The 1,319-nt window shown below is 58.8% G+C and carries 3 protein-coding genes; all 3 read right to left on the bottom strand.

Going from position 1 to position 1,319, the window contains the following annotated elements:
• Nucleotides 1-293: RusA family crossover junction endodeoxyribonuclease (locus tag EXZ48_RS34545; RefSeq protein ID WP_165909521.1), on the bottom strand; the 293-nt coding region annotated here is incomplete at its 3' end.
• Nucleotides 290-667: a hypothetical protein gene (locus tag EXZ48_RS35230; protein ID WP_165909520.1), complete on the bottom strand. Its 378-nt coding sequence runs from the start codon at nt 665-667 to the stop codon at nt 290-292. The genes EXZ48_RS35230 and EXZ48_RS34545, both read right to left, overlap by 4 nt.
• A gap of 33 nt (nt 668-700) precedes the next feature.
• Nucleotides 701-1,168 (bottom strand): hypothetical protein, encoded by a 468-nt coding sequence (locus EXZ48_RS34540; RefSeq protein ID WP_130521581.1) that lies wholly within the window; start codon nt 1,166-1,168, stop codon nt 701-703.
• Between the last annotated feature and the right edge of the window lie 151 nt (nt 1,169-1,319).

The following is a 1,319-nucleotide window of genomic DNA, read 5'->3' as shown; positions in this document are numbered from 1 at the left end:
GCCAAGCTGTCGTCCTGAACCACGCCGGCCTTAACCAGCGCGTCCGATATCGGTTTGATTATGTTGTCGATGTCTCGGGCTCGCTTTGAGCGCCAGTTCCGTTGGGCGGCAATCGACAGGCTATATGGCCCCTCGATCGTCCCTGCCCTCTGGCCGGCAATCTCCCACATGGCAGCCGTACGCCATGCTGAGTATTTATCCGTCTTTGCGCTGACGACCTTGCCGTCCTTGACGAAGCTCTTTCGGAGCCCGTTGGTCGACGGGGGCATGTCGGTGATCGTGAGGCGGATCATGCGCCGATTCCACTTGTTGCTCTGGCGGCCGCGTAGATAAAGGCGTGGACGCCGGGATCGTATGAGGATGGGATGCGCTGAAGCAGAGCATCGAAGGACGTCTCCTCCGGCTGCCATTGGGTCGTCGTGTCGCCGGAGTAATCGCTCTCGCTAAGGCCGTAACAGGAGCAGTGGCCGCCGTTTACTTCGAACAATTTGCCGTTGCGCTCGAAGAGAACAAACGCTTGGCCGCTATAGCACTCGTAGGTGTAGCTCGCGACGATGACTGTCGCGCCTTCGAGCGCGGACTTGTCTATGCCGAAATCGCGGAGCATTCCGGCCTCGCCGTCGTCTTCCCAATCGTGCAGGTATACACCTTGCTGGCCGTCACTCATGGCTACCCCCGATCGTAGATGTGGCGGAACCGCTCATCGCATCACCCCCTCAGCCCGTTCACCACCCGGCGGCGTAGTCGTCGCAGCGCCAGCAGAAACCGTTCCCACGCCCGACGCGTGAGGCTCTTCCACAGCCGTTTCATTGATCCCATCCATGGAAAGGCGTTCGGCTTTGTACCGATCCGCTGCTTCTTCGTTCTTTTCGCAAATGTTTTCATAGGCGAGCTTGAGGCGCCGATAGGCTTCCCCCGCCACGTCCTTCATGCCGCGGGTTTTGTGCTGGAGGCGGTACAGATAGCTCTCAGGAATTCCGGTCGCCGTCGCGAGGCGATCCCGGATCATATAGTCGCGGTCGCCACGGCCTTTGAACTCACGGTCCATCAGCTTTACGAGCCAGCTTTTCGCCTCTTTCAATGCAATGCTTGTCATCGTGTCCTCGGACTTTTTCTTTCCAAATCCGGAGTCGTTATTGTCTTTGCCGACGTGCTTATTGCCGTACATTCCTGTCTCCCTTGGGTAGATTGCTCGTCACCACAACGGAGCAACACATGCGCAAGGGAGACATCATTCAATTTCCAAGAGGAGACGACGGGGCCCAAGGCTTCGTGCGGGAGCCCACTTCCCCGCCGTCTCACAGGTCCGCCGCTGGCGA

Source organism: Shinella sp. JR1-6, from assembly GCF_004284735.1.
Classification (GTDB): domain Bacteria; phylum Pseudomonadota; class Alphaproteobacteria; order Rhizobiales; family Rhizobiaceae; genus Shinella.
The sequence above is the reverse complement of the archived record's forward strand: the minus strand, read 5'-3'. Positions and strand labels throughout refer to the sequence as shown.